This window comes from Marinobacter panjinensis, assembly GCF_005298175.1.
Taxonomy (GTDB): domain Bacteria; phylum Pseudomonadota; class Gammaproteobacteria; order Pseudomonadales; family Oleiphilaceae; genus Marinobacter; species Marinobacter panjinensis.
On sequence record NZ_SZYH01000001.1, the window covers coordinates 2,096,306 to 2,120,907 of the forward strand.

Below are 24,602 nucleotides of genomic sequence, written 5' to 3' on the forward strand. Positions count from 1 at the left end.
ACAAACCTTGAAGTCCGGCAAACCGGCCACATATACTGTGAGTAAGGGGACGACATGGCTTCGACGCTGGTGGCGAACCCTTGGGTGCATGTCGAGATGGCAGCCAATCTCGTTAATCCAAAGCTGCAACGCAATAGTCGCAAACGACGAAAACTACGCACTAGCAGCGTAAGCTGCTAGTCGTCCTGACTGGGTCGCCCGTAGCCCAGAGCTACATCTCAGGACGTCATCGCTTACGGGATGCTCCGTTATCCAGAGTTCACTGGCTAACGGCTAAGATTCAAAGAACTCGGTTCTTGCACCCTGACTCTCGGGTCGCTTGAACTTAAATCAATAGAGAGACGCTAAGCATGTAGATCTCAAGGCTGAGTACTGGCGGACGCGGGTTCAATTCCCGCCGTCTCCACCAACCAACCGAAAAAGCCCCTGATTTCAGGGGCTTTTTTTATGCCTGACTGCCCCGAATCACATCGCGTCCGCTGGAATCTCTTCCCCCTGCCCCATTTTCTCCAGGCTCGCCGGTGATTTTATCGGCTCCACCACCAACGGCTCCCTGATGCGGGTTGTAAGCAGGTGCTGTAGCGGATCGGTATTCGTCAGATGCGGGTCCAGCCACATATCAAAATCGTCCGGCCCAAGCATCAGGGGAATACTCTTCGGGTGAATATGGCTGAATCTGGGATGTGGCGGCAGGGTAACGATGGTAAACGATGGGACGACGTCGCCCTCAAAGTCCCAGAGCTCATAAAGGCCTGCAAAGGCGATAGCGCTATTAACGGGATGGATGTTGTAGCACTGCTTATGCCCTTTCGCTCCGGTCCATTCGTGGAAGCCACTGGCCGGTATGATTGCACGCTGGGAGTGAAATCGTTTTTTCCAGAGTGGACTGGTTCCCAGGCTTCCCGATCGGGCGTTGAAGGTGCTGTATTTTGGTGAGGGGCGATAGCCGCTACCGTCGGGTTTGGGTTCGATGAGTAGTGACCAGATGGCGTCCTGCAGGATTCTTCCCTGGTTTGTCTCGTAGACGATCTGGCCTTTCGCACCTGGTGCTATGTTGAGGCGGGTTTGGACTCGAATGGGGATGCCCAGGATTTCGAGTAGATCCTGGACGAGTGGATCGTCGATTACGTTGTAGCGGCCGCACATTGCACTTCTCCCACGGAAACTTTGGGCCAGGTGAATGCCGCCAAGCGCCTCCAGTTGCATTGAGCGAATCATTGAACAAGCTTGTAGCATCCTAAAAACAAGAGGCGCGGGGAGGCAAGACTAATGCAGGCGTCTGAGAATCCCAAGAACTGCTTCTGCACATGAGTCAGCATCTTTTTCAATCTCGTGCTGCCAAAACCCAATACAATCTATTCTATACTTTAATTATAAGCTAAGAGTGCCCGGGGCCCGGAGTAGTGCATCTTGGCAAGTTATCCCCTCGGGGTTCGCTACTTGATGCAGAAAACGCCCAGATTGGAGTGTTAAATGAACTCTCAGCTGATTGAATCCATACCTATAGTTTGGATTTTTTTCGGGGTCTCTGCACTTATGCTCTTTTTTTGCGAATTGGGCTATCAGTTTGGCGTACGTGCCAAAACGCGGGGGGACACGGAGTTCAACACCTCACTGGGGCCAATGGTTGGCGGATTATTAGGCATGCTGGCCTTCGTTCTTGCCTTTACGTTTTCCATGGCCTCTAGCCAGCATGATCTCAGGAAAAAGAATGTCCTCGAAGAGGCGAATTTAATCGGAACGGCCTATCTACGAGCTGACTTACTTGAAGAGCGATACAAAATCCAGGTGAAGCAGCTACTGAGGGACTACGTCGCTATTCGCGTGGCGGCTGCAGACGGAAGCGCTTTAGAAACGGCCTTGGAAAAATCGACCGAGATCCATCGACTCATCTGGGCTCCGGTGTCATCAGCCGCGTTGGATCAACCTGATACCAATACAGCACTCGTGGTACAAGCCATAAATGACGTGATTGATATGCACGAAAAGCGAGTGACGGGGGCTTTGCGTAATCGCGTTCCCATGAGTGTCTGGGTAGCGTTAGCCGCCATCAATGCCCTGGCAATGATCACCCTGGGCATACAGGTGGGACATACGGGCAATCGACGATTAATTGCCCTGATCCCTTTAGCGCTTGCGTTTGCGGTGCTGGTGACACTGGTTGTTGATCTCAATCGACCTTCCACTGGCCTGATAAAGGTAGGGCAGCAGTCGATGAGCGATCTTGAGAGCAGCATGGCTCCCGAAACCCGGTAGAACAGGTAATGACAGGTATAAGCCCTCTTCGTTCGCTTTTGGGCGTAGTTGAATTGCTGATCATACCCCGAACCTCTTGTCTTTGTTTGATGCCTGTGGCGCTTGAAAATAATCAAAACCTTCAAAACTCTAGGCTGTATCGTCGTACCCTTTATTCACACACCAAACCTGGAACAGCTCCTGGACCAGATCCGCGAATCGGCGGCGGGAACGGACCAGCTGGAAGGGGCTGGACTGGCTCCAAAAGCCGGCGAGGTTTCTGGACCGATGGACGGGCCCACGGCTGGTTTTGCTGGCAGACGGCCCAGGGCTTTACGTTATGGCAATTGTCTGCATGTTGGTTGCCCTGGCAATGCCGGCAACGGAGGTGGCGCCCTTTAGCGCCAATGGCGCCGGTGCTGCGCTGATGACATTCGGGCTGGGCATTGTGGCGCGAGACGGCCTGCTGGCGTTGCTCGGCATGGTGATAACCGGCGCCACCCTGTGGGCGGTGGTAGCCGGCCTGGTTGGTGGCTGACTGCAGACAACCGGGCCCGCCGCTAGCGGAAGAACCACTTGTGCTTGATGGTCTCGTATTGCTCCTTGGAGATGACCCCGCGCTCCGATAGCCGGCGCATTTCGGCCACCGCCAGGGGAATCCGCTCCCGTCCTTCAGGCAACTGCTCCTGACCCTGACGAATACCGTTGGCCAGGGCATCAAGAAATGCAGCCACCCGGGCTTCGTCCGACGACAGAGCATCAACACGGAACAGCACAGTCTCGCTGTTCAGGGCAACAAACTCGAAACAGTGCTTGCGCCAGCGCAGGGCCATCACCATCAACGTCAGCGCTATTGCCACCGGGGCGACCAGCCACAGCGCCGAGGCTGGCACCAGAGAATAGATAGCTGCCGGAATGGTCAGCAGGCAAAAGGCGGCGAACCAGAGTCTCAACCGGTAATCCATCACCTCCCGGGCTTCAGGCTCGACAAAAGTCAGGTCAATGACCTGCTCGGGCAGCTCTTTCTTGCGCCGATGCGTGGAAACGGACAGGTAGTGGCCGTTAAAACGCCGGAACAGGGTGCTCGTTTTAGCCCGGACATTGGTCTGCCGGAACTTGTCCTGAATACGCCACTCGTCGCGGGGTGGGATATCCCACCCGTCGCGCTGCATATCGAAGCTGGGAAGGCTCCGGCTATCCAGGTTAATGGTATCAGTCTGCTCCATTGCAACGTTCACAATTACGGTCCTTCTCAGGGATTCGGAAATTCAAATTTTTCCGGGTCGTTGTAAATATGGCCGCCGGAATCCAGCCACTCGGCAATCAGGCGCAGCTCGGCGTCGGTCAGCATGCCCGTGTGGCTCTGCTTGATGGTCTCCGTTTCGATCGTTTCTATTTCGTAGGCATCATCATCCGGGTCTTTATCGAACAGACTGAAGAAACGGGCACTTGCGATGGCGCCGCGGGCGCTCATCAGTCTTCGGCTGAAACACACGCCCGGGTCCGGCAGAATCGTCAGATCACCCTGTAAACCTCCAGGGCATGCGCCCTCCGCGTCCGGGTCTTCCACCTCAACCCATTCACCTGTTTCCGTTTTCCGCATGTAATAGTCAGCTTCGAACAGCTCGACATAAGACTCGATAAAGCGTTCATCCCAAGACGCACTTCCACCGCCGAGCACTAAATCTCCGCCAGGGCCACTATCACCGCCCGGACAAGACTTGCCTCCGGTTTCAGCTTTGCTATGACAATTCGTGCAAGAGGTGAGAGCTCCACCTTCATTCGGATTCACCCGGCACTCATCCCAAATCGGCTGGATGTGCTCCAGGTAGTTAATGGTGGATTTGCAGTTCGGTGTCCAGTTGGTCAGGCACGAGGAATCGGTGACCGGGGCCGGCGTATCAAGCTGGGCGTAGGTGTTCTCGAACGCCAGCGAATCATCTGGCGGATTGCTCCAGTAGTCCTCATACCGAAGCGTATCGGCCCAGGTGGTGGTCAGCTTGCCCAGGGAATTCACCAGGGCCTCGGCCATGGTGTCTTTCCAGTTTGCCGCCAGAATGGTCGGGTTAGCGTTGGGGAACGGCATGGCGTCGCCCGGAGCGCCAGGGTTGGCGGAGGCCAGTTCGACATCGGTCCGTGCGTGCGGGGTGTCCAGCTCGGGATCATGGCAGCCGTAGCACTTGAGGACCTGCCCATTCTCCAGCAGCAGGGATTGCGGATGCTGCATCAGATAACTGTAGTTGTAATCCGCTTCGGCAATCAGATCCACGCGCTTGCCGTACTTGTTGACCACTTCGAAGGTAAAACTGGTATCGGCCGGCACTTTCACCATAGCCGAACCATCGGGCTCTACCGTGGCGTAGGAGAGGACATCGTAGAGGGATTTCTTGTTGTCACTACCCAGCAGAGGCCACAGGTACAGGTTCTTGCGGGTGCTATCGTTCGGGTTGTAGGTCACGTCGGTGAGGATAGCCTGCTCTAGCTCGGCCGGTATCTCCCGTTTGCCAAGCACCCGGATGAACCGCTCTGAGCGGTCGTCGGGGCGGGTCAGCGACGGGTCACGACGGGTTTCGATGCCCCCGTCGAACTGCGCGGCCATGTCGGCACCATCCAGATCGTAAATGCTGCGAATGTGAAACAGCGCGGTGTTATCTTCCAGATTCAGGTTGTGCTGATCCCCGGTGTAGGGGCGAGCCAGCTCGTTTTTATCGGCAATTACTACATCGGTAAACAGGGAGCGCTTGGCGCTGCGGACTACCGGTAAGCGGGTATTCTGACTCGGATCCAGCATCCAGATGCCGTACTGGGGAGCACTCAGGTTATCAATGGTGGAGGAGCCCTCGCAGACACCGGTGATGCCCTCGGACTCGGTGAGACACTGTGACCAGCCGGCCAGCAATCGGCCGGAACCATCACCGTAGGGGGCGACCGAGCTGTACCAACCTGACGGAGACACCTGGTTGGGATAGAAGTTCACCAGTCCCGGGGTCATGGACTCTTCCGCTTCGCCAATGGCGTCATCCGAAATGGGCACATCTACGGCAAAGAAATTCTGGCTGTTGATGGTCACAACATCACCGCCATAAATCGGGTTGTAGACGTGACGCATAATCGTCAGCAGGTTGCCATCGTCGAGCGGAATCGGATCCATGTAGTGGATAAAGGAAGCATCACTGAACGCCTCACTCAGACTGCCAAAATAACGGTGGACGTTACCGCCACTGGGGGTAATCCGGTACAGGCTGAGCACGTCTTCAACAAACACCCGTTCGCCTTCGGTGTCACCTTCCAGCGACGCCGTACACTTGTCCTCTTCAGTCCACTCCTTTGGCTCTTCCAATCCAGAGGGGAACTTGCCACCGTTGCCCTGGCCATAGCCACCGCCATTGGTCTGCTGGTTGAAATCCGGATCGTCTATGTCGGCTGTCGTGCAGTCTTCCAGAGTTTCGTAGAGTCGACCAAAGCGGATGAACACAATCTGCCCGTCGTTCATGGTGCTCGGTTCGATGTCGTGAAACTCACCGAAGGTGATCTGGGTCAGGTCCGAACCATCGGGCTTGACCGAGTGCAGCAGGGACGCCGGCTCTTCGAAATCCACCAGGTACTCCCGGAGGTCGAGCAGGCGCCAGTCGCCCCGGGCATGCTGCCGCGACGAGGAGAAAATAATCGTACCCTCGTTGGTATAGGCCGGGTTGGTGTCGTGCCCCAGATTGGCCAGCTCATTATCCTTGAGGATACGGCGCACTTCACCGGTGGCGAAGGTGTATTCGTAGATATTCCAGCTGCTGTGGGCCGCGTTGTCGGCCGGACCGCGAGCCGCAAACACCATGCGCTCGCCGTCCGGAGACACGTCCAGATCTTTGACGTCATACCCGCTGCTACCAAAGTAGCGGGTAAGCACATCGCGCTCCCCCGAGCTGAGCGCGATGCGATCACGGACCATCAGCTTGGCACCCGGCTCGAAAGCGTAGGGTGCGCGCGGGTCCAGGGGCGGTCGTTCGTTTGCTGAAGACACCTTTCCCATGTCCGGATAGTCCCTCACCACGTAGGCAAAGGGCTGATCCGCCAGGATAGCCTGATCGTTGCTGCTCAGCTTGCCTTCAAAACAACCGCTCAGGCTTACCGCAACCAGCCCCGCCAGCACTAGGCTGCTGGCCTTACGTTGAAATGTCTTCATGATACTCATCCCCTACTACCCGCACTTCCGGGAACAGACAGACCAGGCGTTGTGCCTGGTCATTGTGATCCGTTAACCAGGCATAAAATCGAACTTGTAATTGACCGGCGTGGCGGCGACATCCTCCGCTCCGAAGGAAATCATCTGGATCCGGGCCAGGAGCTTCAGCTCCAGCTTCTGGTCTTCCAGCTGACTGTCCACCAGATTGATGCTGGAGATGCTGCCATCCGGCTCGATTACGATGTGGAACACAAACTTGCCCTTGAGCCCCGGATCGCTGCGCAGCGCCCGGTTGTACAGGGCATAAATGGCGCCCTTGTGCTGCTCGAAGACCCGGCGAATGGCTTCCATATCGCGACCACCGGCCACGCTGGAGCGGTGCGAACCGCCGCCGCTGCCAGTTGCGCTGCCTCCGCCGCCGGTGCCACTGCCGATCGGACTATCAACCGACGTGGATGCGTGCGCCGCCAGCTGGGTGCCGCTGCCGGAGTCGTTCATCACCGAACTGTTCACACCGCCGCTGGTCTTGGTGGCCGAAGTGGCGCCCAGCACCGAGCGGGCGGCCTTGGCCGCGGCACCGGTTTTGACGTTGGTGTTGCGGGCCTGCAGCTTCGCCACATCCAGGGAACTGCGCAGTGACGACAGCTCCTTGGAGAAAGCCGCCACGCCCATGTTGGAGACCTTTTCCCGGGCCTTCTTCACTTCCTTGGCAGGGGCAGGTTCGGCCGCGGCCTTTTTCTCCACCGTTTCGGTCTTCTCTTCCTGTTTCACCGGCTCTGGCGGGGGCGGCGGAGGCGCCACCTTGCGCTGTTCGATCAGCACCTTGGCGAGGCTGGGCGGTACCCGTTCCTTTTCCTCCCGCTCGATTTCCGGCAGCGGCAGCCAGGGAAAGATCACCGCCAGCAACAGGAGCAACAGCAACAGGCGTTTCAGAATGCGCTTGAAACGGCTGTCCTCGTCACCACTGGCATCCCAGGGCAGAGCGAAGTCGTAGGGTGTTGTTGTCATTGCAGTCATTGGTCCCCTCCGTCAGGCGCCGCTGTTGCCGGAAACGCGTGAAACGGCCATGGAAAGGTCCCGATAATCCGCCTTGGCACAGGTCAGCATCACCCGCTTCAGGAGTTCGTAGGGAATTTCCTGGTCACCCAGAATGGTTACCGCCCGCCCCAGAGTCTTCTCGCGCTCGGTCAACTCCGTGCGTTTGGTGGCCTGAAACCGAAGCTCTTCCATCAGGCCGTCAATCAGACCGTTGGACATGATCACCTCGTTGATGGTGGCAACGGGGCGGCCGTCCACCAGGATGTCATCCTCGGTGATGGTCACCACGGTGGTTTCCTTAGGGCGTTCTTCTGCGGTGGAATCCGGCAGGACAACATCGTTGACCTTGAGGATTTCATTGCTGCCGGAATTGAGCAGCAGGAAGAACACCAGAATGGTGAAGATGTCCATCAGCGAGACCAGGTTCAGTTTGGCCGGCTTCATAAAGGCCTTGGTGCTGCTCTGCAGACCGAAGGAGGTCAGTTTTTCATTCATGACTTCCCTCCTTTCTTCGTCGGTGCATCACCCAGGGAGATGTCCGGGAACAGCTCCACATCCACGGCTTCGGCCACCACCACGGTCTTGGCCGACCGCAGCGTATCCATGGTCGAGACCAGCGACTGATAGGTCACCCCCGGCTCCGACAGCAGCAGGGCATCTTTCTTGGCGATATTCTTCGCCGCCAGCCGGCGCTTGATTTCCTGCAGGACATCGGACAGGGCACGGAAATCGTGATGCGCCTCCTTGCCGTCGTCCGTGGCCTCAACCTTGTCGATGGTCTTTACCAGGTTGCCGCTGGGGTAATAGACCTCGATCGCGGATTCCCGTACTACCACTTCCAGCTGCCGGTTTTCCTCGGCACTGGCGGTCTGGGAGCCGGTCAGATCGGGCAGGTTGAGCTCAAGTATTGAGATGTGATTGAACACCATGGTCATCAGCAGCACCGGCACCAGAACGATCATCAGGTTCATGAACGCGGTGATATCGATGTCCGATTCTTCCAGTTCTCTGCGTTTTACAAACATAACGGGTTACCTGCTGCGATCAGGCGTCGGATTCACGGGTATTAACGGACCGACGGTTGCTGCGAACGATGGTATTCAGGGCCTTCACACCGGCCATCTCGATGCTCTCGACGATTTCCAGTGTCTTGTTCTGCAGCAGGGAGTGGATCAGCAGCAGTGGAATGGCCGCGATCAGGCCGAAGGCGGTGGTGTTCATCGCCACCGAGATGGACTGCGACAACAGGGTGGCCTTGTCCGCGGGATCGGCATTGGCCACCGCGGTGAAAGCGGCGATCAGACCGATGATGGTGCCCAGCAGCCCCAGCAGGGTCGAGACGTTGGCGAGGATGGACAGGTAGTTGGTGCGTTTGGACAGGCGCGGAATGCTTTCCATCACGCCTTCCTGCATGGCGGCGTGGATGTCATCGCGGCGGGGCGATGCGCGCATGGTGTCCAGCGCCACGGCAATCAGCCGGGAAATCGCCGAACTGCTGTCCTGGGCCTTCTTCTCGGCCTCGTCGAATTGGTTGTTTTTCATCAGGGGCAAGAGCTCGCCGTAGGCGGCCTTGTTGGAATGAAAAGCCCGTCTCAGGAATAACCAGCGCTCGGCCGCAATGGCCAGGCCCACCATCAACACCAGGGCAATCGGGAACATGAAGGCGCCGCCTTCCTGGAAGAATGAAACAATGCTTGAGTAAAGATTCATGTCGGGTACTCCACACGTCGCTAATCGAATAGATCGGTTTTGGTTGTTGCTTTACTCGGCCGAGCCCGCGGGCGCTTCCAGAGAAAGTTCGTCGTAGAACTGCATGGTTCTTGAGTGAATATCCCGGTCCACCACCTCAAACACCTTGCCGGCAACGGAGGTGATCGACCGGTAGAGCTGATCTGGCCCTGCCGGTGGTTTCCAGGGAATGAAATAACTGACTGAGGGCTGCTCCTTGTCACCGACAAAGGTGCTTTCCAGGTCAATTTTGTCCTGCGCCGAGGCGCCCTGCGCCAGGGTCAGTGACACCAGAGCCGCAATGAGGGCGAGGCTCGAGCTGTCTGTCAGCATGGCGGTCTCCTAGCCTTTGTCTTCGGTTTTTGTGGTTTCGTCGCTCTTCTCCGCCGCCATGGGCTCCGCCGGCACAACCTCTGGTGTGGGGGCCGGCGGCGGGGTGTCGATAAAGCTGGTGTCGATGCCGGTACGGCGGCGGATTTCGATCAGCCAGTCGGCCACCTGCGGGTTGTCACCTCCGCTCAGGAAGTCGTAAGCCTCGAAATGTGGTTGCGCCAGCGCGGGTTGGTTCATGTACAGGTCGTACAGGATCGCCAGGTTCAGGTGCGCCTCGGGGAAGTCCTTCCACAGCGCCAGTGCAGCGACATAGGTGTCGCGGGCGGCCGCAAAATCACCACTGCGACGCTGGAACAACGCCAGGGCGAGATAGGCATTCACGTTCTGGGGATTGACCGCCAACGCCTTCTCGTAAGACTTTTCCGCCCGCTCCATGCGCTCGCCGATTTCCGCCAGTTCACCCAGCTTCAGCCAGGGACCGGACAGATCCGGATAATCCCGGGTGATGGCTTCAAACGCCTTGCGGGCATCCCGGTAGTGTTCGTCGGCCATCAGACCGTCGGCTTCGCGGAAACGGGCCACGGCGTCCGGTGGCACCGGTGCGGAGGTACCGGTGTAAGGATTCGGAGCCGGTACGTAGGCGATCTTCTTGCCTTGCGCATCGTAGGCCTGCTGGGGCAGGTAGCGCCGACTGGCCTGGGCATCTTTCGGCGCCGCCGGCTTGCTCTCCACCACGTTCCCGGCCGGAGCCTCCGGGGCCTTGTCCACTCCGCCGACTGTGCCCAGTCCGGCACAGCCGGACAGCAGCACTGCGGTCATGAGGGCGCCCGCACGCCAGTGTTTAACGGATACCATCGCCATACGCCACCTGTACTTCCTGTTTGTCGAATCGAGCCGGGTTCAGCTTCGCCATAGCGTCGAAGCTCTTTGCAATCCAGGGGTTGAACATGCCGCCCCAGGACCGTTCGATGTTGGCCTGATGCACCTCAATGGCGAGGTCTTCGAACGGAATGGCCTGTTCCTCGAGTACCAGTTCATACTGCATCGCCTCAAGCTGGCTGAGGCCACTGGGCCGAGGCGCGTCCATTAGCTCGCGGGCGAACTGGCCGTAAAGGTCGGCAATGTTGAACGAAGCCCGGGTGGTCTGGCCGGCGATCTCGTAGCCCACCGCTTGCTGGTATCGGTCCAGGGCGTTCTTGAGCTTCTCGTTCTTGCGCGGAATGCTCTTGTTCAGCGGATGACGGAGCCGCACCCGGTCAAACTCGGTGCGCCAGTAGTCGCCGTACTCGTTGTTGGCCCAGGCCGCCAGCCACGCCGAACGGTCGCTCTGCCAGTTGGCCGGCGCCTTGTTGTGGCCGTCGATCACCCGGCGCAACCAGTACAGGTGGCGGTTCAGGTCGTCCATCCGCTTGTACAGGTAGGCGACGTGGTAGCGCGCCTCCATGCGGGTGTCGAAGGGTTCCTCGTAATCGAACGCCCACTTCTTGAAGTAGGTCAGCGCCTGCTGGTCCTCACCCGCCTTCTCATACAGCTCGGCGGACAGGAACAGCGCATCCCGGCGCACGTCGGCCTTGACGTTGCTGCGATAGATGGATTCGTACTCACGGGCGGCCATCAGCCACTGCTCGTCCTGCTCGTAGGCCCAGGCAATCTTCTGGGGCAGATCGGCCGCCAGCTTGTGGTTGGGGAACTGCCGGCGCAGCTCGATCATCTCTGCCAGGGCCGGATCCCAGTCTTCCAGGGTCATCAGGTGGGTGGCGGCATCAAACTGGGCGATCACCCGCACGTTGGTGTTCGGCGCCACCGCCTTGATGCGCAGGAACTGGGCCACGGCGCCGGCGAGGTCATCGGCTTCCAGAGCCTGCTCACCCTGCTTGTAGATGGTGACCGCCATGCGTTCGGTCACTTCGGCGTACTGCTCATCGCTGGTACCGATGTAGCGAAGCTGGCTGAGATACCCGGCTTCGGCTTCCGGGAACCGGCCCAGCTCATACTGACTGTGGGCAATCACGCCCCAGGCGGTGCGATTCAGTTCCCGGTCGACATTTCCGTCGCGGCTGACAATGCTGGTGGCCACTTCCAGGGCGCGCTCATAGCGACCCAGGGCAAAGAGTTCCTCGGAGGTTTTCGCCAGCACCGAACCGGAACGCTCGTCATCCCGGTAGGCCTGGACGAAACGGAGCTGGCTGTCGACACCTTTGCTGCGCCAGGCGGTGACCTTTTCCGAGCCCTTGCCAGCGGCATCAATCAGACGCTCCAGCTCTTTCTGATGGGCGATGATCGCGGCGTAGCCGGCGTCGGGGCCGTATTTCGGGTGCTTGAACTCATAGGCGCTGCGCTCGTAGTGGGTGATGGCGGTCGGGTAATCGCCGCCATCAAAGGCCGCCTCGGCGCGCAGGTACACCATCTCCGGAATGCGCGGATCGTTCGGGAAGGTCTGCTCGTATTCGCCGTAGAATTCCGCCGCCTTGAGGAAGCTGCTGCTCTGCTCGGAGGCCTTGGCCACCTTCGCAGCCGCGACCAGTGCGCCTTCCGCCAGCTCGCGCTTCAGACGCTGGCCGGTGGCGTGGTAATGCCGCGCCAATTCGTCGATGTAGATCTTGAGGTTGGGGATGACCTTGGCTTTGAGATCCGCCGGCTTTCTCTCCCAGAACTGTGAGCGGATGCCGTAGTTACGCACGTAGCTCTCTTTCTCCGGCAGCACCTGCTGGGAGAACTCGCCGTCGACATAGGCGCGGATCATGTCGGCGTGCATTTCCGGGGCGCGCTCGGATTCCGGGTTCTGCATCACGAAGGCCCGGAAGGACGACGCCGAATCCTCGTAGCGCTCCTTCTCAAGGTAATGCTTGCCCAGGCTGGAATACAGAATCCAGGTGTACTTGGCGCTTTGCGGCCGGTTGGCAAACATGCTGTCGATTTTCGAGGCGCCGCCGGCGTAGGCCAGGCCGACACTCATGATGCGCAAAGTGTCATCCACCAGGGAGCGGTTGACGTTATCCAGCTTCTCGACCTTGCCGTCTTCCGGTACCAGCCGGTCCAGAACCTGGGAGAAGGCCATCAGGCTGTTGTCATAATCCGACAGCTTGTACTGGGACCAGCCCAACAGGTAATAGGAGTTGTTCAGGAAGGCCGAATCCCCGCCCAGGGCGATTACCGCCTTGTACGCCTGTTCCGCCTGCTCGTACTCCTCATGCCGGAAATGGATATCGCCCTTGCGGAAATAGACCTCGGCGAGTCGCCCGGAGTGCGGATGGTCCTGGATAAACTGCTTCAGTACGGTTCGCGCGGCCTGGTCCCGACCATCCAGGTCGTAGGCCTTGGCGAGCTGATACATGGCCTCGGCATTGTCGTCGGAATCCGGGTATTTCTTCAGCAGCGCCTGATAGGCCGCGATGGCATCGGGGAAATAACCGGTGTCGCCGGGCAGCGCACCGCGCAGCTGGTTGTAGTCACCTTCCAGCATGTAAACGCTGGCAATGCGGCGCTCAATCTGTTCCTTGAGCTTGCGGTCCTCGATGGTTTTCAGCAGCTCGCGGTATTCCCGGCGAACGTCCTCGTGCATCACCCGCGGCAGGGGAATGTCCGCCAGCGGCTGATGATTGTCCTGAATCCGGCCGATGGTGAGGCCACCATCAAAGTTGGCGCAGCCACCGATAACCAGGGTCAGCAGCAGAATCCTAGATCGCATGATCGCCTCCTTCCGCCTGCTCAGCGGGGGCGGCCGCGGACTCTGGTGCTGGCTGGCCGTCGTCTTCATTGACCTCGAGCTGCTGCAGTGAACGGTCCAGGATCCGGACCTTCGCCAATTGCGCTTCCACCTGATACTGCTCCAGGCGCTGCTGGTGAATATCCAGTTCGGTGGCCACCAGGGAACGCATGACGTCTTCCAGGCGGCTGATCAGGCCTTCGGTGCGCACCATCTGGTCATCCACCTGGGCCATCATTCCCACCACGGCCTCGCCAAACCGATCACCCCCGGAGTTCCCGTGGGCCCCGGTGAGCGCCTTCAGCATGTGTTCACCCCGGGTGATGTCGAAGGCCAGATCCTCAAGCTGCCAGCGCAAACGCTCCTGTGCATCCGGCTCAAGGCTGTCTATGCGGTTCGCTAGCGCCTGATACTGATGACGGCTCTCGGCCAGCTGCTGTGCCAGCCGGGACAGGCCCTGACGATGGCCGGCACCGTCGAGGCTTCCGGCGCGGGCGGCGAGAATGACGCCAAAGTCGTCGCGCCTGGCCTGCCAGTTTTCAAGGTTATTGTGAATGGCGTACAGGTCTCTCAGGTCCTTGAGCACGGACTGAAAGCTGTGATCCGACATCAACTCGACCAGGAACGGCGAGAGATGATTGACCGAAACCGACGGCGCCGCGCCGAACCAGTCGCTGCCACCCAGAACCTGATCCAGGTTCTGGACAAACAGCTCCATCATGTCCGCCTGGTTCAGCGATTCTCTGGCCGCCTGGAGCCAGCCGAGGGCATCGCGGAACTTGTGGTCGGCGTCGATAAACCCCTGAGCGGCACGACCATTCAGACCCATCTGTTCATACACATGAGGCTGCAGCAGGATCGCCTCCTGCACCTCCGGCAACGCAATGGACCGCCCGGTAAGCGCGTCAAGGGGGCCGAGGGCATCGCGGAAGGCGCCCTTGTTGATAGCCATCCAGCTAGCGCCCAGCAAGCCGCGGTTTGAATAGGCCCCGGTGCTGCTGATCCGGGAAAGCTGCAGGCCCGCATTGGCCTGATCGTCACCGCGGGCGTAGAGGAAGGACAGCGCCATTCGTGCCCGGTCGGCCAGGCGCTGAAGCTCCTCGCTGCCGTCATCCAGGTCGATGACCTTTTCCAGCGCCGCGATGGCGCGACCAGTATTTTCCTGGCCATCCAGGGCGATGGCCAGGTTGAAATAGAAGTACGGGGCAAACGCGCTGTCGTTGTCGATACTTTCGGCAACCATTTCGCCGGCGGCAAAGTAGCCCAGCTTGACGTTGACCAGCGCCGCCAGATAGCGGTATTCGGAATCCACCGCGCCCGGCAACGGCCCCTGGATGTTCCCGAGGTTCCGCGCCGCCACCTCGGCGTCGCCCCTCAGGTACTGCATTTTGCTGAGATAAAACCAGGCCCGGTTGCGCACTTCCTCGCTCAGGTTGCCCTCGGCAACGCGGCTGAATATTGCCTCGGCCTGGGTGTCCAGTCCGTAGGACAGACTGATGCCGGCTTTCAGCAGTTCCGGATAGGTGCCGTGGTTCTGGACGCCGCCATGCTCCTCGGCCCAGGCGTACTCCACCAGCGCTTCAAAGTAATTCTGCTGATAAAACTCGAACAGGATCGCGCCGTACTTGAGATCATGCACCTCGGTCACCGATGGCGCGGCGCCGACCGGCAACCACAGGGCGCCAAGGGCAAGGCCGGCGAGGGCGTTTCTGAAGCGTTGACGGGCGGTGCGTGCAGTCATCATGGCTACCACTCCCGCACGGTAAATTCGGGCTGCTGCCGCGCCTCGGAATCGGCAATGCTCAGTTCGACATACTTGGGCCCCTGCGCTTTGGTGAAACGCAGGCTGCTACCGCGTTTGTATTCGCGGCCATTGGGGCCCTGCCCGATAAAGAACGCCGAGAGGTTGTGTTCACCGGCACTGACGTTACCCAGATGCAGGCGATGCATGCCGCCCTTGGCCAGTGCCATGCGTTCTTCTTCGCTGTACAGGTAGGAGGCAATGGTTTCGTTATCCAGCCGCAACTCGACCCCTTCCAGACGGAAGAATTCGCCCACGTTCAGCGACAGGAACACCTGGAATCGAGTGTTGGCGGGAAACAACAGATCTTCCTCAAGCACCCGCAGATCCTTGTTCAGCACGACCACCGACTGCTTCAGGTTCTGGATATCGCGGGATAGCTCATTGACGGCGCGCTGCGCCCGCTCCCGGCTCTGGCGTACCGACATCGGGGTTTCGATGATCTGGTCCAGCGCTGCTGCCGGTGCAGCCGACTCAGCACGGCTGTTGCCCTCGGCCGCGGCTTCGCTGGCGACCGCGTCACTGCCACAGACCGCCAGGCCCAGTGCCAAAAGCACGGCCCATGCCCAGCCGGTGTTGGTAATTGCTGGCCTGCCAACAGACCCGGGTTTTTGAAAAGTCACCATCCTGCTCCTGTGCCAGATCGCTGGTTGGGCGCTGACGTATCATCGTGAACAATCAGGGGACTGACTTTTGAGGTTGAGGTGAACCGACTCTGTCCGGGAAGCTCTTTTTGGTGGCTCTTGGTTAACCGGACGGTCCGTTTCTTTGGATCTGCGTCATTCGTCAAATTCTGTTAAATACGCTAGCACAGGTTTTCCGTGCGAAACGTAATTATTTTCCTTTCGATTACGTTTATGTGAATCCCTTCTCGAAACGACGCACGGACTATTGCTGAACGCCGGAACGCTCGTCAGAGTTCCAACTCAGGTTAATTTTTTTACTGTTAAAACAGTTATTTACATTAGTTCACATGATTTAACAAATCCGCTAAGCATCGGCATCGAACTTATGAACGCGATCACAGACACCATCACCAACATGCTGTTTCCGTGCCCCGGAAATCTCTACCGGAAGATTCTCCTGTCACTACTGATGCTGACCCTACCGATCGCAGACGCCGGCGCGCAGACAGCCTTCACCGAAGACAGCACCGTTCTTGAAGTGGTGGATCCGTTTATTGAACTGCACACGGCACCCGGTCGGGGCTACCCGGTGTTCCACGTCATCGAGAAAGGGGAGAAAGTCGAGCTGCTGAAGCGCAAGACCAATTGGTACAAGGTGCGCTCTGCATCCGGCGAAGAGGGGTGGACCAAAGCCGCACAGCTGGGCCGCACCCTGCTGCCCACCGGGATTCCGGCAGACCTTCCAGAGGTCAGCCACGGCGAATACCTGGCTTCCAGCTGGAGGGTCGGTTTTACCACCGGCCGTTTTGAGCAGTCCACCAGCTTTAGTCTTGCGCTTGGTTATCGCCCGCTCACCTGGTTGGGCGCGGAACTGGAAGCGGGCAAGATCTACAACCAGTCAGTGACCAGTGACTACTACAGTGCCAACCTGATTTTCGAGCCCTTCCATCGCTGGGACCTCACACCCTATGCCCTGGCCGGGGTTTCCCGCTTTTCATTCGATGCCCGTCAAAAAGTTTTGTTGAGCGACCTCGGTGAAGCCGACGCAGTGAATTTCGGGGGCGGCCTCAGCTATTACATCGGTCGCAACTTTCTCGTTCGTGCCGAGTACCGCGTGTACTCGGTTTCCTCCAATTCCGACAGCACAGGTTTAAGTGAATGGAAAATCGGTCTGAACACCTTCTTCTGACGTCAGGCTTCTCTGACTACGGGACCGGCAAGGCACTGCTACTGGCGTGCTCGCTGGCTATTCCACAATGGGCGATGGCGCAGGACAGCGGAGACAGCGACAAACCGGCACCGGTCCAGGTCATTGCGCCCGAGGTGAAACCCCGCAGTATCCAGGAGGCGGACATCGACGCGGAGTTCTTCGAGGTGGGCGTATTTGCCGGCATCATGAGCATCGACAACTTCAGCAGTGAACCCCTGCTGGGCGTCAGCGCCGCCTTCCATGCCACCGAGGACTTTTTTCTGCAGTTCAATTACGGGTTCACCGAGGCAGGACTGACGTCGTTCGAGGAGCTCAGTGGTAATAACGTCAGACTACTGAACGATTCCGACCGGGACTTCAGCTACTACGACTTCCTGGTGGGCTACAACATCTTTCCGGGGGAAGTCTTCTTCAGCGACTCGCTGACCTTCAACTCAGCCTTTTATCTGGTGGGCGGCGTCGGGAACACCGAATTCGGGGGCGAGAGCAATTTTACGACGACCCTGGGCACCGGCTTCCGGGTGGTCTTGCTGGACTGGCTAACGGTGCACGTGGATTTCCGCGACCACATGTTCACCAGTGACCTGATTCGTGAGTCCCAACTGACCCACAACATTGAATTGTCCTCCGGGTTTACGCTGTTCTTCTGAACGCGTAAACCCGGGCCAAGCAGTAGCAGGAACACACTACCGAAAAGGTGTATGGACACCTACTCTGCTGTTACTTCAGGAAGCTTATGGACTATGCCCTGGTGGCAGTCGATGCAGGTTTTATCGGTAGCCTCGCGATATTCGCTGGAGTGCCTGCGCTTGGCATAACGGTCCTGCATACTCAGTGCCATGGCGTCGTAGCTATGGCAGCTGCGGCAGGTGGCCGAGTTGCTTGCCCGCATTTTTGCCCATACCGACTCCGCCATTTCCCTGCGGTGGGCCTCGAACTTTTCAGGCGAGTCAATCTTCCCGGTAATCCATGAGGGGATTTCATTAAACGTCGCTTCTGTCTTGCGAACGACCTTGCCCCACCAGTCCTTTGGCACGTGACAGTCTGAGCATACCGCCCGAACACCACTCTGATTGGAAAAATGGGCGCTTTGCTCATATTCCGGATAAACAAACGCGCCCATTTCGTGGCATGAAGTACAGAATTCCAGAGTGTTTGTTTCCTCCATGGCGTAATTGACGCTGCCGAGCGAAATGGCGCCTGTAACCAGCATTACAAAGCCACCCGCAGGAATCCACAGCAGGTATTTTGTTTTCGGCGACTGCCAAAAACGTTGCCACCAGCCCTTCTGTTCCGGATCCGAATTTTTTCCCGCTGCCATGGCCCCGCTCCTTCATAATGGTAGGCTGTCGACGTGACCCGGCATGGATCACCGTCGGCCTATTTCTTACCTTCTCTGGCGTAGTGCTCAGCCAAGGCCTGGATATCTTTTTCGCTTAGGGCTTCCATTGCAGGCTGCATTTTCTCTGGCTGCCAGCGATCACCGTTCTTGTAATCCTGCATGGTGCGGACCAGGTAGGCCTTCCACTGACCGGCCAGGATACCCGCATCATCCAGCGCCAGGCTGCCGCTGTCGGAATGGCATTTTTCGCAACGTTGTTCGTGGATCTGTGCACCCATGCCAGCAAGCTCTTCATCAACTTTCTGGTCGGCACTCTTGAAGGGTTGTTCGGCAAAGTAAGCGGCAAGTTCGGTAATCTCCTTCTCACTTAGCGCTTTCGCCAGGTCGCAGTGATCCTCGGCAATACCGTCATGCTCCTCCTCGCCGAACTCTTCCTTTGCACAGGGGCGGGCTCCCTCTTTGAATATAAGCATCTGATTTTCCAAAAAGAAGGCGGAAGCGCCCGCGATGATGGGAATGTCTTCGTCTTCGCTGATACCGTCTTTGTTATGACAGCTTGCGCAGTCTTCGGCTGCTGGCGGGGCCTTGGCAAAAACACCAGCACTCATTGCGAGAGCGGCCAGGGCCGCAAGGATAAGAGAAGTAATAGAACGCATGGCGACGAACTCCTTTGGGTGGATTCTTCCTGACTGCGTGCCTGAAACCGACTACACCGGATTGGTGAACGGATCATCCTTACCTTCGCGTGCTTGCCCGCCCCGACTAATACAATTACTAGCATCTTAAGTATTGGAGCGCCTTTGACTCAGGTCAAATAATAGCCAGATCTCCAGAGGGTACAGTGCAGTTGCCCAGGCGATGAACTATTTTTAATCTTGCGGACCCGATGAAAGATCAGGGAACCCTGTGGCCACCACGAGGCCCGGTGGCATTTCAGACAAGGAGGCAATGAGCATGGCCAAGGTAACAAGAATCCATAAACCTTGTGTGCCAATCAACCCATCGTTTCGCACCATCGCACAAACGGGCGGATTGATCTGGGGTTTCATCTTTGTTCTTGTCCTGGCCGGTTGTGAGGGCGACACAGGAGATCGCGGCCCAGCAGGGCCTCCCGGCCCCTCCGGGTCTCCCGGATCCTATAACCAGGTTCCCGCAGAACTCCAGATTCGCATAACCGATGTCACCGTCAATAGCGCCCCGGTGGTCAAGTTTGAGGCCACAGACCAGTTCGGATTTCCGTTCGACCAGTTAACCCAGGGGCAGCCGTCTTTTACCATTGCCAAGCTGGTGCCGGGTACGGCCGGGGACAGCGACCACTGGCAAAGCTACCTGAACCAAATAGAACCGGCGGGTGTGGGCCCGGGAACCGAGTCCGCTGTCCAGGCCAGAACGGAAAATGACGGCACCCTGGTCAACAATGGTGACGGCACCTATGAATATACCTTTGCCACTGACCTGGATTCCGTTACCGACCCTGTCACCGTCCCTTTTGAACCGGATCTGACCCACCGGGTGGGACTGGAAATCCGGGGAAGCTTTCTCGGTGAATCTTTGCCATTAACCAACGCCGTTTTCACCTTTCAGCCCTCCAGCGGGCTGACTGATAACATACCCACACGGAAAATTGTCGCCCAGGCGTCCTGTGATTCCTGCCACGGGGAGTTACGCATGCACGGTAATGGCCGCCAGGACGTGGATTACTGTGTCACCTGCCATAATCCCGGCAGCACAGACGCCAACAGTGGTAACAGCCTGGATTTCCGCGTGCTGACCCACAAACTCCACATGGGTGAGCAACTGCCCAGCGTTGAAAGCGGCGGTGAATATGTCATTTACGGGTTCCGGGATTCCAGGCACGACTTTTCCGATGTCGCTTTCCCCCAAAGCCTGCAGACCTGCGTCAAATGCCATGACCCTGCCGATGCCGCAACGCCGGACGCCAGCAATATTGTCATGCGCCCGAGTATTGAGTCCTGTGGTTCCTGCCATGACGACGTCGATTTCAGCGCGGGCATGGCGGGCGGCCACCCCGGTGGAGTTGTCACGGACAATAGCGAATGTTCGGTCTGCCACGCAGAGAACAAGATTGCCGGATCGGTACTGGAATCCCATGCCATTCCGGCCAAGGTTGCCGCCAGCCGGTTCAGCTATAACATCCTGGAAGTGAACCGCACGCTTCCGGGTGAATTTCCAAGCATCAAGTTTTCGGTGACAGATCCGACCAACAACGATGAACCTTATGATCTGGAGAGTGATCCGGAATTCACCGCCGGCGGCGGCGCCAGCCGACTGGCTGTGATTCTGGCCTGGGATACCAGTGACTACACCAACGACGGAAGCGGAAGTGCGCCCGGCAAGGTCGTTTCAATCAATGCTCTCAACGACCCTACCGCCAACGGCGATGGTACATTCACGGTCGTCTCGCAAGTCGCCATTCCACTAGACGTAGAGGGTTCAGGAGCCGTCGGCATTGAGGGCCACCCGGCCGCCGACCCCGATGATGACGGCACCTATGACGTAGCCGTCAAGGTGACCGGAGCCGTGGACTATTTCCCCATTACGGACACCGAGGCCCAGCCTCGCCGCGAAGTTGTTGAGCTGGCCAGCTGCCAGAACTGTCATGGCGAAAATGACGGGCTCTCGCTCCATGGCTCCAACCGGACCGATAATGTCCAGCTGTGTGTCATGTGCCATAACCCTCGCGCCACCGACCTTGCGCAGCGCCCCGCGGACCCGGATGGTACTGACGACGAGACCAACCTGAATGCAGTGGATGGTGCTGAAGAGTCGCCCATTGACTTCAAGCGGATGATCCACGCAATTCACGGTGCTGACAAACGCTCCGGGGACCTGCTTATCTACGGTTTCCAAAATACACCCCACGATTTCAGCGAAGTACGTTACCCCCGCGACGCCGGCGACTGCGTGGCGTGCCACGCCGATGGCACCTTCGAGTTACCGCTGCCCGATGGAGTGCTGGGAACAACCATCGATACTCAGGCAACGGTTGCCACCGCCAACCCGTTTGGAACCAGTGATTTCATCACACTTGCCGCCGCTCTGGATCAGGGCGATGACGAGGTTATAACGGCGACAGCCTCGGTCTGCTCTGCCTGTCATGACGACGGGGCTACCCAGATCCACATGGAGCAGAATGGCGGCGGCTTTGGCGTTCCGGCAGGCACCGCCAATCAGGAAAGCTGTGCCGTTTGCCATGGTCCTGGCAGCATTGCCGACGTTCGCAAGGCTCACAATCTTGACGACTGACCAATGCACTGAAAAGACCCCAGACAGGAGCCAAACGTGACCAGGACCGGCGACAGGAAACAGAACAACCGCCCGCATTGGATACTCGCTGGCGCGATTATGTTATTCAGTTTGTTTTCTGCCGGCATTGAGGTGATGGCGCAGGACGAAACGGATTCGTCCCTGGAATATACCGCGGAAGGCGCTGACACCTGCCTGGCCTGCCATGATGAAAACGGCGAAGTTCCGGTGATGGATATTTTCAAGACGCCCCATGCGGTGCCCGGGGATGCAAGGACGCCATTTGCACAGCACCAGTGTGAATCCTGCCATGGGCCTGGAGCTGAGCACGGGAAGAGGCTCCGCTTTAATCAGGAGCGCCCGCCCATTCCTGCCTTCGGCGACAATGCGCTCTGGTCGAAACAGAAACAGAACGGTATCTGTCTCGACTGCCACCAGCGAGATCAGCGCATGCACTGGGATGGCGGAACCCATGAGCGACAGGACGTAGCTTGCGCGGACTGTCACCAGGTGCATGTCAGCGAAGATCCTGTCACCGTCGCCCGGCGTGAAGCGGAAATCTGCTCCGACTGCCACAGAAACGTGCAGGTTCAGGCCCACCAGATGTCGTCCCATCCGATGCGTTTCGGCGACATGGCGTGCTCGGACTGCCATCAGCCCCACGGCTCTCTCAATACCGCCATGCTGAAAGAACCCACCCTGAATGACAGTTGCTACAGCTGTCATGCTGACAAGCGCGGGCCCTTTCTGTGGGAGCATGCCCCGGTTGCCGATGACTGCACAAACTGCCATAGCCCCCATGGTTCCAACCACCCTGCACTCCTGAAGCAACGGCCTCCGCTGCTGTGTCAGAGCTGCCACTCCCGGGCAGGTCACCCCAGCATTGCCCGCACCTCCGACGACTTGCCCGGTGGGCGAGCCTCGGCGTTCCTGCTGGGTGGAAGCTGTTTGAACTGCCATTCAAAGGTGCATGGCTCTAACCATCCTTCGGGAGCCAACCTGAGCCGTTGACGCAGCGGCGGGATACAGGAGGACAAAACCATGCTGACGCTCAAATCACACTGGATCCTGCCTCTTGGCGTTGCACTGATCGTCAGCCCTGCCGGTGTCATGGCGGAAACCGATACTAAAACTGCAGAATGCGAGGCCTGTGCCTTTGATTGGGAGCCAAGAGGGTATGTGGAGGCGGGTATTCTCTGGCTGGAGGACGATGAGCCTGAATTTACGAACTATCGGGGATTTGATCGGGACGGTTTTTTCCTCAACGGTGCCATTGATGTTGTCGATCGCGATGAGGATGGCACCTACTGGTCTCTTCAGGGCCAGAATCTGGGGCTTGGATCGCGAAATGCTGCAGTCCGGGGTGGCAGGCAGGGAACCGTGGATTACTTCCTTGACTATCAGGAGCTGAATCACGACGTGTACGACCCTGTGAAAACCGTGTTTTCCGGAGCCGGCACTGAACGCCTGGAGCTCCCCGGCGACTGGGCCCGGGGGGATACGACAAAAGACCTGAGTGGCCTCGACGTCGCTTTGCGGGACATTGATATTGAGCTGGAGCGAAAGACTCTTGCAACCGGCCTGCAGTTTTTCCAGGGAGAGCACTGGGACTACAACTTCGAGTACACAGCAGATGAGCGCGATGGCACCCGGCTGATGGGCGGGAGCTTCCTGTTGCGATCAGCCATTTTGCCAGAGCCGGTGGATGATATTACCCACCGGTTCGACCTCTCGGTCGGTTACCTGGCAAAACTCTGGCAACTGCGTCTGGCCTATCACGGCTCATTTTTTGATAACGATAACCAGTCCCTGACCTGGGACAATCCCTTTATTGTGCCCGGTGACGCCCCCAGGGGCAGATCAGCGGCAGCGCCGGATAACAGCTTCAACCGACTGATGCTTTCCGGAGCATTCCGCCCCACGCGCTGGCTCAGTGGGTCGGGGCACATTGCGGTGGGTCGTCTTGAACAGGATGACTCTTTCGTTCCCGCGACAATCAATCCGAACATAGGCCCGGTCGGGCTCCCACGCCAGGATCTGGATGCGAAAGTGAATACACTGAATGCTCGCCTGCGCCTGACCGGAAACGCTACCCGCCGGCTGACACTTAGAGCAGAAGGCTTCTTTGATGAACGGGACAACGACACCCCAGTGGACAGCTACCGCCAGGTAGACACCGATCTTTTCGTGGCTGAACTCCGAGAGAATCGCCCTTACAGTTTTGAAAAAAACGGCGGTGAGCTCAGTGCGGATTATCAGCTGACCAACAACACGGACGTGAGTACAGGATATGGCATAGAACGCTCCGAGTTTACTTACCAGGAGGTGGATGCCACAGACACGGATCTGTACTTTGGCGAGCTTCGGACACGGCCCGGGGAGCGAGTCGAGCTCCGGCTACGCCTGGGGTGGGAAGATCGGGATGTTGATGGCAGCTACGAGCCATTGGCGGTGGCACCGCCGGAAAATCCGCTGTTACGGAAATTCAATCTTGCTGACCGTGATCGGCATGAAATCAGACTGTCCGGCAACTACTACGCCAGCGAGCAGCTCAGCTTTGGCCTGAACTCCGTATACGCCGACGATGATTACCATAACTCCTCGATTGGCCTGACCAAGGCAGTGGACAGAATGGTCACGCTGGACGCTTCCTGGTCTCCCGGCCAAAGCCTCAACGCCTATGTCTATTTTACTCGCCAGAACATCGTGTCAGACATAGCCGGAAGCGAAAGCTTTGGCCGGCCCGACTGGTTTGCAGAGCATGATGACACCATCAACACCTACGGAGTTGGTGTACAGGCCAGGGAACTGATTCCCCACCTCGAACTGGGCGTGGACCTGGCTTATACACGGTCAAGAGGAAATATATCGATCGACTCGAGAACATCCGATCAGAAGTTCCCTCAACTTCAGGCTGATCGGATCAGCACCCGGATTTATGGCGAGTATTCCGTTTCCGACAGATGGAGTTATCGCCTGGATTACTGGCTTGAACATTACGAACAACAAGACTTTTTCATCGATGGTGTAGCTCCGGACACAACAGACAACGTTTTGACTTCCGGTCGCCAAAGCCCGGACTACATCATCCATGCAGCCGGGATATCCGCAAGATACCGTTTCTGAACCCAGCCATGCA

The 24,602-nt window shown here is 58.2% G+C and carries 20 protein-coding genes, 1 other RNA gene and 1 pseudogene; 8 read left to right on the forward strand and 14 right to left on the reverse strand.

The genetic code is table 11. From position 1 onward, the window contains the following. Nucleotides 1–45: 45 nt before the first annotated feature. Nucleotides 46–409: a transfer-messenger RNA gene (gene ssrA, locus FDP08_RS09650) on the forward strand. A 56-nt stretch (nucleotides 410–465) separates the two neighbouring features. Here the strand turns inward: ssrA and FDP08_RS09655 are convergent. After that, nucleotides 466–1,206, reverse strand: coding sequence for an SOS response-associated peptidase (locus FDP08_RS09655; RefSeq protein ID WP_345789446.1), 741 nt, complete (start codon nucleotides 1,204–1,206; stop codon nucleotides 466–468). 267 nt (nucleotides 1,207–1,473) lie between these two features. Between FDP08_RS09655 and FDP08_RS09660 the strand changes: the two genes are divergently transcribed. Together FDP08_RS09660 and FDP08_RS09665 are read left to right on the forward strand one after the other, a co-directional pair. Beyond that, nucleotides 1,474–2,256 carry a bestrophin-like domain gene (locus FDP08_RS09660; protein ID WP_137435847.1) on the forward strand — a complete coding sequence of 261 codons (783 nt, stop codon included), beginning with the start codon at nucleotides 1,474–1,476 and terminating at the stop codon, nucleotides 2,254–2,256. Nucleotides 2,257–2,479: 223 nt separating this feature from the next. Beyond that, a pseudogene (locus tag FDP08_RS09665) lies at nucleotides 2,480–2,773 on the forward strand (exopolysaccharide biosynthesis protein); the annotation flags it as partial. A gap of 22 nt (nucleotides 2,774–2,795) precedes the next feature. Here FDP08_RS09665 and FDP08_RS09670 read toward each other — a convergent pair. From FDP08_RS09670 to FDP08_RS09720, 11 genes are all read right to left on the reverse strand, one after another. Further along, nucleotides 2,796–3,473, reverse strand: a complete 678-nt coding sequence (locus FDP08_RS09670; RefSeq protein ID WP_137435850.1) for a hypothetical protein — start codon at nucleotides 3,471–3,473, stop codon at nucleotides 2,796–2,798. 14 nt (nucleotides 3,474–3,487) lie between these two features. Beyond that, nucleotides 3,488–6,412, reverse strand: a complete 2,925-nt coding sequence (locus FDP08_RS09675) for a PD40 domain-containing protein (RefSeq protein WP_170979002.1) — start codon at nucleotides 6,410–6,412, stop codon at nucleotides 3,488–3,490. A 72-nt stretch (nucleotides 6,413–6,484) separates the two neighbouring features. Beyond that, nucleotides 6,485–7,429 carry an AgmX/PglI C-terminal domain-containing protein gene (locus FDP08_RS09680; protein ID WP_137435854.1) on the reverse strand — a complete coding sequence of 315 codons (945 nt, stop codon included), beginning with the start codon at nucleotides 7,427–7,429 and terminating at the stop codon, nucleotides 6,485–6,487. Between the two features lie 12 nt (nucleotides 7,430–7,441). Beyond that, nucleotides 7,442–7,945 (reverse strand): ExbD/TolR family protein, encoded by a 504-nt coding sequence (locus FDP08_RS09685; RefSeq protein WP_170979003.1) that lies wholly within the window; start codon nucleotides 7,943–7,945, stop codon nucleotides 7,442–7,444. After that, complete coding sequence (locus tag FDP08_RS09690; RefSeq protein ID WP_137435856.1) at nucleotides 7,942–8,475, reverse strand: ExbD/TolR family protein; 534 nt, start codon at nucleotides 8,473–8,475, stop codon at nucleotides 7,942–7,944. The genes FDP08_RS09685 and FDP08_RS09690 overlap by 4 nt, the downstream gene beginning before the upstream one ends. 19 nt (nucleotides 8,476–8,494) lie before the next feature. Then, nucleotides 8,495–9,160: a MotA/TolQ/ExbB proton channel family protein gene (locus FDP08_RS09695; RefSeq protein WP_137435858.1), complete on the reverse strand. Its 666-nt coding sequence runs from the start codon at nucleotides 9,158–9,160 to the stop codon at nucleotides 8,495–8,497. Between the two features lie 51 nt (nucleotides 9,161–9,211). Further along, the gene (locus FDP08_RS09700) at nucleotides 9,212–9,511 is read right to left on the reverse strand and encodes a hypothetical protein (RefSeq protein ID WP_137435860.1); all 300 of its coding nucleotides are present in this window, start codon (nucleotides 9,509–9,511) and stop codon (nucleotides 9,212–9,214) included. Nucleotides 9,512–9,520: 9 nt separating this feature from the next. Next, nucleotides 9,521–10,372 (reverse strand): tetratricopeptide repeat protein, encoded by an 852-nt coding sequence (locus FDP08_RS09705; protein WP_137435862.1) that lies wholly within the window; start codon nucleotides 10,370–10,372, stop codon nucleotides 9,521–9,523. After that, complete coding sequence (locus FDP08_RS09710; protein ID WP_170979004.1) at nucleotides 10,353–13,199, reverse strand: tetratricopeptide repeat protein; 2,847 nt, start codon at nucleotides 13,197–13,199, stop codon at nucleotides 10,353–10,355. The genes FDP08_RS09705 and FDP08_RS09710 overlap by 20 nt, the downstream gene beginning before the upstream one ends. Further along, nucleotides 13,189–14,961 (reverse strand): DNA repair protein RecN, encoded by a 1,773-nt coding sequence (locus FDP08_RS09715; protein WP_137435866.1) that lies wholly within the window; start codon nucleotides 14,959–14,961, stop codon nucleotides 13,189–13,191. The genes FDP08_RS09710 and FDP08_RS09715 overlap by 11 nt, the downstream gene beginning before the upstream one ends. A 2-nt stretch (nucleotides 14,962–14,963) precedes the next feature. After that, nucleotides 14,964–15,644, reverse strand: coding sequence for a hypothetical protein (locus FDP08_RS09720; RefSeq protein WP_206077285.1), 681 nt, complete (start codon nucleotides 15,642–15,644; stop codon nucleotides 14,964–14,966). Between the two features lie 385 nt (nucleotides 15,645–16,029). On the opposite strand from FDP08_RS09720, the gene FDP08_RS09725 reads away from it, so the two are divergent. Together FDP08_RS09725 and FDP08_RS09730 are read left to right on the forward strand one after the other, a co-directional pair. Beyond that, complete coding sequence (locus FDP08_RS09725) at nucleotides 16,030–16,833, forward strand: SH3 domain-containing protein (RefSeq protein ID WP_137435868.1); 804 nt, start codon at nucleotides 16,030–16,032, stop codon at nucleotides 16,831–16,833. Next, nucleotides 16,803–17,504, forward strand: coding sequence for an outer membrane beta-barrel domain-containing protein (locus tag FDP08_RS09730; RefSeq protein ID WP_137435870.1), 702 nt, complete (start codon nucleotides 16,803–16,805; stop codon nucleotides 17,502–17,504). The genes FDP08_RS09725 and FDP08_RS09730 overlap by 31 nt, the downstream gene beginning before the upstream one ends. A gap of 59 nt (nucleotides 17,505–17,563) precedes the next feature. Here FDP08_RS09730 and FDP08_RS09735 read toward each other — a convergent pair whose 3' ends face one another. Together FDP08_RS09735 and FDP08_RS09740 are read right to left on the reverse strand one after the other, a co-directional pair. Continuing rightward, nucleotides 17,564–18,175, reverse strand: coding sequence for a NapC/NirT family cytochrome c (locus tag FDP08_RS09735; protein ID WP_137435871.1), 612 nt, complete (start codon nucleotides 18,173–18,175; stop codon nucleotides 17,564–17,566). A 59-nt stretch (nucleotides 18,176–18,234) separates the two neighbouring features. Beyond that, entirely contained in the window at nucleotides 18,235–18,852 is a 618-nt protein-coding gene (locus FDP08_RS09740; RefSeq protein ID WP_137435873.1) for a c-type cytochrome, read from the reverse strand. 298 nt (nucleotides 18,853–19,150) lie between these two features. Here FDP08_RS09740 and FDP08_RS09745 point away from each other — a divergent pair, with 298 nt between their 5' ends. The 3 genes from FDP08_RS09745 to FDP08_RS09755 are packed head-to-tail and all read left to right on the forward strand — an operon-like array spanning nucleotide 19,151 to nucleotide 24,589. After that, nucleotides 19,151–21,463, forward strand: a complete 2,313-nt coding sequence (locus FDP08_RS09745; RefSeq protein WP_170979005.1) for an OmcA/MtrC family decaheme c-type cytochrome — start codon at nucleotides 19,151–19,153, stop codon at nucleotides 21,461–21,463. Between the two features lie 36 nt (nucleotides 21,464–21,499). Next, the gene (locus FDP08_RS09750) at nucleotides 21,500–22,474 is read left to right on the forward strand and encodes a DmsE family decaheme c-type cytochrome (protein ID WP_137435877.1); all 975 of its coding nucleotides are present in this window, start codon (nucleotides 21,500–21,502) and stop codon (nucleotides 22,472–22,474) included. A 30-nt stretch (nucleotides 22,475–22,504) separates the two neighbouring features. Then, a complete protein-coding gene (locus tag FDP08_RS09755) occupies nucleotides 22,505–24,589 on the forward strand; it encodes an MtrB/PioB family decaheme-associated outer membrane protein (protein WP_137435879.1) in 2,085 nt (694 codons plus the stop codon). The last annotated feature ends 13 nt before the right edge of the window (nucleotides 24,590–24,602 follow it).

Coding starts and splice junctions, on each gene's coding strand:
- FDP08_RS09655 (WP_345789446.1), bottom strand. CDS start 1,206: ATGCAACTGGAGGCGCTTGGCGGCATTCACCTGGCCCAAAGTTTCCGT.
- FDP08_RS09660 (WP_137435847.1), top strand. CDS start 1,474: ATGAACTCTCAGCTGATTGAATCCATACCTATAGTTTGGATTTTTTTC.
- FDP08_RS09675 (WP_170979002.1), bottom strand. CDS start 6,412: ATGAAGACATTTCAACGTAAGGCCAGCAGCCTAGTGCTGGCGGGGCTG.
- FDP08_RS09680 (WP_137435854.1), bottom strand. CDS start 7,429: ATGACTGCAATGACAACAACACCCTACGACTTCGCTCTGCCCTGGGAT.
- FDP08_RS09685 (WP_170979003.1), bottom strand. CDS start 7,945: ATGAATGAAAAACTGACCTCCTTCGGTCTGCAGAGCAGCACCAAGGCC.
- FDP08_RS09690 (WP_137435856.1), bottom strand. CDS start 8,475: ATGTTTGTAAAACGCAGAGAACTGGAAGAATCGGACATCGATATCACC.
- FDP08_RS09695 (WP_137435858.1), bottom strand. CDS start 9,160: ATGAATCTTTACTCAAGCATTGTTTCATTCTTCCAGGAAGGCGGCGCC.
- FDP08_RS09700 (WP_137435860.1), bottom strand. CDS start 9,511: ATGCTGACAGACAGCTCGAGCCTCGCCCTCATTGCGGCTCTGGTGTCA.
- FDP08_RS09705 (WP_137435862.1), bottom strand. CDS start 10,372: ATGGCGATGGTATCCGTTAAACACTGGCGTGCGGGCGCCCTCATGACC.
- FDP08_RS09710 (WP_170979004.1), bottom strand. CDS start 13,199: ATGCGATCTAGGATTCTGCTGCTGACCCTGGTTATCGGTGGCTGCGCC.
- FDP08_RS09715 (WP_137435866.1), bottom strand. CDS start 14,961: ATGATGACTGCACGCACCGCCCGTCAACGCTTCAGAAACGCCCTCGCC.
- FDP08_RS09720 (WP_206077285.1), bottom strand. CDS start 15,644: ATGGTGACTTTTCAAAAACCCGGGTCTGTTGGCAGGCCAGCAATTACC.
- FDP08_RS09725 (WP_137435868.1), top strand. CDS start 16,030: ATGAACGCGATCACAGACACCATCACCAACATGCTGTTTCCGTGCCCC.
- FDP08_RS09730 (WP_137435870.1), top strand. CDS start 16,803: ATGGAAAATCGGTCTGAACACCTTCTTCTGACGTCAGGCTTCTCTGAC.
- FDP08_RS09735 (WP_137435871.1), bottom strand. CDS start 18,175: ATGGCAGCGGGAAAAAATTCGGATCCGGAACAGAAGGGCTGGTGGCAA.
- FDP08_RS09740 (WP_137435873.1), bottom strand. CDS start 18,852: ATGCGTTCTATTACTTCTCTTATCCTTGCGGCCCTGGCCGCTCTCGCA.
- FDP08_RS09745 (WP_170979005.1), top strand. CDS start 19,151: ATGGCCAAGGTAACAAGAATCCATAAACCTTGTGTGCCAATCAACCCA.
- FDP08_RS09755 (WP_137435879.1), top strand. CDS start 22,505: ATGCTGACGCTCAAATCACACTGGATCCTGCCTCTTGGCGTTGCACTG.